Origin of the sequence: Pseudorhodoplanes sp., assembly GCF_050250235.1 — a bacterium.
Taxonomy (GTDB): domain Bacteria; phylum Pseudomonadota; class Alphaproteobacteria; order Rhizobiales; family Xanthobacteraceae; genus Pseudorhodoplanes.
The window spans coordinates 1-6,187 of sequence record NZ_JBFWPA010000227.1; the positions used below are offsets into that span (position 1 = coordinate 1).

Here is a 6,187-nt window from a genome sequence, read left to right on the forward strand (position 1 = left end):
CGTGGCGCGTTGATTGCGCCGCGAACTCAGTTTACCCTCCCCCTTGTGGGGAGGGTCGCGAGCGAAAGCGTGCGGGGTGGGGGTAGCAGTTTGGAGTCGCGATCACCCCACCCCGATCTCCTTCGCTATTGCTCAGTCGATCGACCCTCCCCACAAGGGGGAGGGTGAAGGAAGAAAGTGCGGGGCGAGCAAAGAGCGGAGCGCGGAGGCGTTCCGCGCTCGCAGTCAGCTCAGCTATACATCACCTGCACGTTGGTGTTCTCGAACAGGCCTTCCTCGCCGAATTCGACACCGATACCGGAGCCTTTGACGCCACCGAACGGTGCGTTCGGCTGGATCGCGCCGTGCTTGTTGATCCAGACCGTGCCGCACTGAAGCTGCGCGCCGTATTCCTTCGCCTTCTCGATATTCTTCGACCATACCGAGCCGCCGAGGCCGTTCGGATTGTCGTTGGCGCGCGCGATCGCGTCATCCACGTCGGAATAGCGGATGATCGGCAGCGCCGGTCCGAACTGCTCCTCGTCGACCAGCGGATTGCCGTTGTCGAGGCCGCCGATCAGCGTGACCGGATAGAACAGGCTGCCCTTTTCCGGCTCGCCGCCCATCAGCACCTTGCCGCCGGCATTTTTCGCAGCTTCGACCAGGCGCGCGACCTTGTCGTATTGCATGCGGTTCTGCACCGGGCCGAGCTGAGAATCGTCCTTCAGGCCGTCGCCCATCGGAATCGTCTTCGCGAAGTCGAGCAGCGCCGCGCAGACCTCGTCATAGACATCGTCATGCACATAGAGCCGCTTCAGCGCGGCGCAGGTCTGGCCGTTGTTGATGAACCCGCCCCAGAACAGCCCGGGCGCAATCTGCTTCGGATCGACATCCGGCAGCACGATGCCGGCATCGTTGCCGCCGAGTTCGAGGGTGAGGCGCTTCAGCGTATTCGCCGCGCTCGACATCACCTTCTTGCCGGTCGAGGCAGAGCCGGTGAACACGATCTTGCCGATGCCGTCATGCGACGACATCGCAGCACCGATGGTGTCCTCGCCGGCAATGCCGTTGACGACGCCCGCGGGCAGTACCTCGTTCATCAGCTCGATCATGCGCAGCGTGGACAGCGGCGTGTAGGGCGAGGGCTTGTTGACCACCGTATTGCCGGCGCGGATTGCCGGGATGATGTGCCAGATCGCGATCAGCACCGGCCAGTTCCATGGCGTGATCGAGCCGACCACGCCGATCGGCCGGCGATGCAGCTCGATGCGGCCCTCGTTGTTGTCCTGGATCACCTTCACCGGGATATCGAGATCGGCGGTGTAATGCGCCCAGGCGCCGGCGCCGCCCATTTCGAAACGCGAGCCGAGACCGTTCAGCGGCTTGCCCTGTTCGAGGGTGATCAGGCGCGCGATTTCTTCCGAATGATCGGCGAGCTTCTGCGCGACCGCATGACAGAGTTTCTTGCGCTCGTCCTGCGAGGTTTTCGACCACGACGCGAACGCGGTCTGCGCGGAATCGACGGCCTGGTCGAGCTGTTCGGATGTCGCTTTCGGCGCGAGGCCCACGACCTCGCCGGTCGACGGATTGCGGACCTCGAAGTGTTCCTTGGTGGGGACGGACTTTCCGCCGATGGTCAGATTGTACGTTTCCTGCACGTGGTCGTTCCTCGCTTGTTATTCCGCCGCGAAATGGAAGATGGTTGCGCCCTTTGGCGAATAGTTCGGCACGTCGGCCCCGACTTTCTTGCCCATATCGGACTGCATCGCCTGACCCATGGCATCGGGAGAGTCGAACCAGGCCTGGAAAATGCAGAACGGCACGTTGTCTGCCGGTCCGATCGCGGCCGGATAGGCATAGTGGCAGGATTTCAGCCCGGGCAGTTGCTTGGCAAGCGGGATATGCGTCTCTTTATAGTATTTCTTGAAATGGGCTTCGTCGTCGGGACGCGGATAGATGACGGTCAGGCAGTGCATGGTGTGTTTCCTCGGCGTGTTCTGAGCGTGACCGATTGAAGGCCGTCCATAGTCCGCTCATGCCCGCGAAGGCGGGCATCCAGTTCTTGATTCTGGGTCCCCGCCTGCGCGGGGACGAGCGGTTCTGAGAGCTATCGATCAGTTACGCGGCCGCGGTCGCGGCCTGCGGCGATGATACACGATTGAGCCACGCGTGAATGCGCTCCGGTGACGCGATGTGGTCCCACTGGCGCTCGGGATAATTGAAGTTCTCGGTGAACTCGTCGCACAGCGTCTTGTTCTGGCTCATCGTCCCAATCAGTGCGCCCATCGCTTCCGACGGCGGCGCCAGCATGATGTTGGTCCAGCGTGAGGCCGCGAGCACCCGATCCTGCCGCTTCATGTCGACCTTTTCGCAGAAGCGCGCGTCGAGCGCGTCGGCAGCGACGATCTCCTCGCCCAGCACGAAAGCGGCGTAGGAGGCCATGTTGGCGCCCTGGCCCATCATCGGATCGACCACGGAATGCAGGTCGCCCAACGCGATCGCGCATTTGCCGCCATCGAATTGCACAACGGTGTTGCGCACGGTGGGCACGACCCCGCCCTGCAGGATGTCCTGCGGCTGCGCCAGATCGAAAGTGGCGGTGTCGATCCGGTCATAGGTGGTCGGATGGTGCTTTTCGAGCTTGCCGAGCAGCACCTTGAGGAAATGCTTGCGGTCCTGCTCATAGTTCAGCGTGGCAAGCTCCTCCATGTCGCCGCCGGGGACATTCTCCATCAAGAGCGCGTTGGCGATGCCGTCGAAGGTCACGGTCGGGATCACGATCATCTCGCCATGGCCAGGCGAAACCGACAGCGTGACATTCATCGGGTCGGGCTGGCGCACGCCCTTGTAGAGCCCGACACACAAACGGCGCTGCGGCTGCGTATAGGGCGAATGTTCGGGACGATAGGAAAACAGGTCGCCCAGCGCGCCCTTGCCGGTGGACACCACCAGCAGATCGAAGCGATTCACCAGCGCCGGAATGTCGTCTTCCTCGATCTTGCGGATTTCGATCCTGCCGCCGCGCCGCGCGAAGTCGTTCATCAGCGTCGGCAGATAGATGCGGTAATCGACCGCGCGGCTCGGATTCTTGAAGTCGCCGCGAAAGCGCAGCGGCTGCGGGAAATTGAAGACGTGGTCGTGGTAGTAATAGAACAGCCCGGGATCGTCCCAATGATGGATTCCCAGCTCGTGTTCGCGCGCGATCGTCACGGAATGATGCGCGACGGTGTTGAGCAGGCGCGATGAGCGATAGTCCTCCGCCGCGCGGTCGGTGATGATGGTCGCGTCCACACCGTGCTTCTGCAGGTACAGCGCGAGATGCAGGCCGCCGATGCCGGCGCCGACGATTCCGATCGAACGCTTCAAGGGATCCTCCCGGTTTTCAGAATTCTTGCTTGTTGCGGCGAAGCTTAGGGCAGCGCCGGGGCTTCCGTATACGGAATGAACAGAATAAGATTTATTCCGAATAGGAATTAACTAGATGGACCGGATCGACTGCCTGAAGGCCTTCGTGCGGGCGATGGAAGGCGGCAGCTTCTCCGCCGCCGCCAAGGAACTGGGACTGGGCCAGCCCGCTGTCAGCAAGCGCATCGCGCTCCTTGAAGAGGAGTTCGGCTCGCAGCTGTTCATGCGCACGACCCGCAAGCTCACGCCCACCCGCGAGGCGCATCGCGTCTACGACCTCGCGCGGCAGGTGCTCGGCACTTTCGAGGCGGCGCGCGCCAGCATTCGCGAAGCGCCGGCGCGGCCCTCGGGTACGCTGCGGATCAGCGTGCCGTCATCCTTCGGGCGGCATTACCTGATGCCGGTCGTGCGCGATTATGCGCGCGATTTTCCTGACGTGAAGCTCGACCTGCGTTTCGACGAGCGCACCATCAATCTGGTCGAGGAGGGGATGGAGCTGGCGCTGCGCATCGGCCAGCTCGAGTCGAGTTCGCTGATGGCGCGAAGGATCGGCACGGTGCGGCGCTATCTGGTGGCGACCCCCGTTTATCTGCGCGAACGCGGGACGCCGCGCAATCCGGACGATCTGCGGGAGCATCACTGCATCGCCTATGCGCGGATGGCGCCGGCCAACCAGTGGACCTTCGAGTCCGACGATGGCCGGCATGTGGTGAGTGTGTCCGGCGCGGTCATGGTCGACGATGCGGATGCGATGCGGGAGGCTGTGCTGCAGCATCTCGGCATCGCCATCGTGCCGGCCTGGTGCGCCAGCGAAGCGTTGCGCCGCGGGCAGATGAAGGCGCTGCTGCCGGACTATACGGTCTCGTCCCTGCCGCTGCATGTGGTCTATCCGGAAACCCACTGGATGTCGGCGCGGGCGCGCAGTTTCCTGGATTTCGTGATCGCGCGTGCGGACCGGTTCAACGCGTAACGCGGCAACGGCCACTTGATATTCGTATTATATATGATACATGTTGGACTTTGACGAAGACATTTCGAAGCTGCCCAAAGAGTTTCCTTGAAAGTTTTCAGTCGCCTTTTTCAGGACGGATGCCGGCAATGAGCCGGTCCTCGATTGGCTGCGGAGTTTGAGCCGTGAAGACCGGGCGGTCGTGGGTGCGGATTTGCGCACGATCCAGTTGGGATTTCCTTTGGGCATGCCGCTGTGCCGGCCACTGAAGGGCGGCCTGTTTGAAAGTCGGAGCAGCCTGTCGGGAAAGCGGGAGGCTCGCCTGATTTTCTTTCAGGACGGTGAGCTTTTGATCGTGGTCTGCGGGTTCATCAAGAAAACCCGCGCGACCCCTCAGAACGAGTTGGAAAATGCACGCAAGCGCAAAGCGGAGTTCAAAAAGAACAAGCGCTAGACGCTGCATGCAATGACAATGAGACAGGAAAGAATGATGAGCAGAAAGAAGCATCCCAATGTGGGTTCGTCCCTCGAGGATTTTCTTGAAGAAGATGGAAACCTCGATGCGGCGACCGCCATCGCCGCCAAGCGCGTGCTCGCGTGGCAGCTTCAGCAGGTGATGGCAAAGCAAAAACTGACAAAGACTGTGGTCGCCGCACGGATGAAAACGACCCGTGCGCAACTCGACCGCGTGCTGAATCCGGACGATGGAAATGTCACGCTGGAGACCCTGCACCGGGCCGCAACAGCAGTGGGACGCAACCTGCGTCTTGAACTCGCCTGAGCAGGCACGATGTCCTCCAACCAATCGCTCGGAGGGATTGGGGGCGAGCCGCTTGCTCAGGCGTTCGCCCGTCACCACATTCTTGCCGAAACATTCCTGGGAGGCTGCGCCATGGCCCGCACCCGTAATGTCGACGACTTCCTGAAGGCCGCCGCCGACGAGCGGACGGTGCGTGCTGGATTCTGGCCGAAAGTGATGCGCCTGGCTGGCAAGCTGCCCTTCGCCGAAGACCTGCTGGCGGCCTATTACTGCGCCTTCGACCGCAACACGCCGCACCAGGTCCGGTTCATTCTGCTGGGCGCGCTGGCCTATTTCGTGATGCCGATCGACGTGGTGCCCGACATCCTGCCGATGTTCGGATTCGCCGACGACGCGGCCGTGCTGGCAGCGGCGTTGAAGGCGGTCTCGGACGCGATCCGGCCGGAGCACCGCGACGCGGCGAAGCGGAAACTGGCGGCGTAACTGCTCCGGCGGTCCCCTTGGCGCGGCAAGTGGCTGAAAAACCACACGGACGCGGTATGTGCGAAAGCGAGGCCGCGGCTTTGAACCGGTCCGGGGCCCCGCGCGACTGATGTGCAGGATGCGATGACCGCATCTCTCACACAGGAGAAACCCCATGTTCCGCAAGACCATCCTCGGCCTCGCTGCCGGCGCCGCTCTCGTCACCGCCGCTCTGGCCCCGACCGCCGCTTCTGCCGGTTACTACGGCGGCTATGGCTACAAGTCGTACTACAAGCCCTATTACGGCTACAGCTACGGCTACAAGTCCTACGGCTATCGCTCGCACGGCTACGGCTACAAGTCCTACTACGGCGGTTACGGCTATTAATCGCCCGATCTCGGGTTCACCTGTGTGACCCCGGCGCCGTTTGAGGCTGCCAGCCCGGTCTCCGCAAGGAGGCCGGGTTTTTGTTTTTGTGGGATGTAACTCGCCGCTTGCTTTCTTCACCTCCCCTCTTGCGGGGGAGGTCGACGGCCGAAGGCCGTCGGGAGGGGGGTGAGCCGCAGCGACTGAGTCTGCCGTGTACCCCCCGCCCCAACCCACCCCGCAACGGGGGGAGGGAGCCCACAGA

The 6,187-nt window shown here is 62.5% G+C and carries 8 protein-coding genes; 5 read left to right on the forward strand and 3 right to left on the reverse strand.

What is annotated here, in order from left to right:
• Positions 1-230 precede the first annotated feature (230 nt).
• The 3 genes from AB7F49_RS37150 to styA all read right to left on the reverse strand — a co-directional run bounded on the left by AB7F49_RS37150 (position 231) and on the right by styA (position 3,345).
• Positions 231-1,637, reverse strand: a complete 1,407-nt coding sequence (locus AB7F49_RS37150; RefSeq protein ID WP_428532309.1) for an aldehyde dehydrogenase family protein — start codon at positions 1,635-1,637, stop codon at positions 231-233.
• An 18-nt stretch (positions 1,638-1,655) separates the two neighbouring features.
• On the reverse strand, positions 1,656-1,955 hold the full coding sequence (locus AB7F49_RS37155) for an EthD family reductase (protein WP_428532312.1): 300 nt from the start codon (positions 1,953-1,955) through the stop codon (positions 1,656-1,658).
• 142 nt (positions 1,956-2,097) lie between these two features.
• Entirely contained in the window at positions 2,098-3,345 is a 1,248-nt protein-coding gene (gene styA, locus AB7F49_RS37160; RefSeq protein WP_428532315.1) for a styrene monooxygenase subunit StyA, read from the reverse strand.
• A gap of 115 nt (positions 3,346-3,460) precedes the next feature.
• Between styA and AB7F49_RS37165 the strand changes: the two genes are divergently transcribed.
• From AB7F49_RS37165 to AB7F49_RS37185, 5 genes are all read left to right on the forward strand, one after another.
• Positions 3,461-4,354, forward strand: a complete 894-nt coding sequence (locus AB7F49_RS37165; RefSeq protein WP_428532318.1) for a LysR family transcriptional regulator — start codon at positions 3,461-3,463, stop codon at positions 4,352-4,354.
• Positions 4,355-4,502: 148 nt separating this feature from the next.
• Positions 4,503-4,787, forward strand: coding sequence for a type II toxin-antitoxin system RelE/ParE family toxin (locus tag AB7F49_RS37170; protein WP_428532330.1), 285 nt, complete (start codon positions 4,503-4,505; stop codon positions 4,785-4,787).
• A 36-nt stretch (positions 4,788-4,823) separates the two neighbouring features.
• Complete coding sequence (locus AB7F49_RS37175) at positions 4,824-5,114, forward strand: Fis family transcriptional regulator (RefSeq protein ID WP_428532321.1); 291 nt, start codon at positions 4,824-4,826, stop codon at positions 5,112-5,114.
• 111 nt (positions 5,115-5,225) lie between these two features.
• Entirely contained in the window at positions 5,226-5,576 is a 351-nt protein-coding gene (locus AB7F49_RS37180) for a YkvA family protein (protein WP_428532324.1), read from the forward strand.
• 154 nt (positions 5,577-5,730) lie between these two features.
• Positions 5,731-5,943, forward strand: a complete 213-nt coding sequence (locus AB7F49_RS37185) for a hypothetical protein (RefSeq protein WP_428532327.1) — start codon at positions 5,731-5,733, stop codon at positions 5,941-5,943.
• The last annotated feature ends 244 nt before the right edge of the window (positions 5,944-6,187 follow it).

What these genes read in the sequence shown, in the direction of transcription:
- AB7F49_RS37155 (WP_428532312.1), bottom strand. Translation starts at nt 1,955, where the DNA reads ATGCACTGCCTGACCGTCATCTATCCGCGTCCCGACGACGAAGCCCAT.
- AB7F49_RS37165 (WP_428532318.1), top strand. Translation starts at nt 3,461, where the DNA reads ATGGACCGGATCGACTGCCTGAAGGCCTTCGTGCGGGCGATGGAAGGC.
- AB7F49_RS37175 (WP_428532321.1), top strand. Translation starts at nt 4,824, where the DNA reads ATGAGCAGAAAGAAGCATCCCAATGTGGGTTCGTCCCTCGAGGATTTT.
- AB7F49_RS37180 (WP_428532324.1), top strand. Translation starts at nt 5,226, where the DNA reads ATGGCCCGCACCCGTAATGTCGACGACTTCCTGAAGGCCGCCGCCGAC.
- AB7F49_RS37185 (WP_428532327.1), top strand. Translation starts at nt 5,731, where the DNA reads ATGTTCCGCAAGACCATCCTCGGCCTCGCTGCCGGCGCCGCTCTCGTC.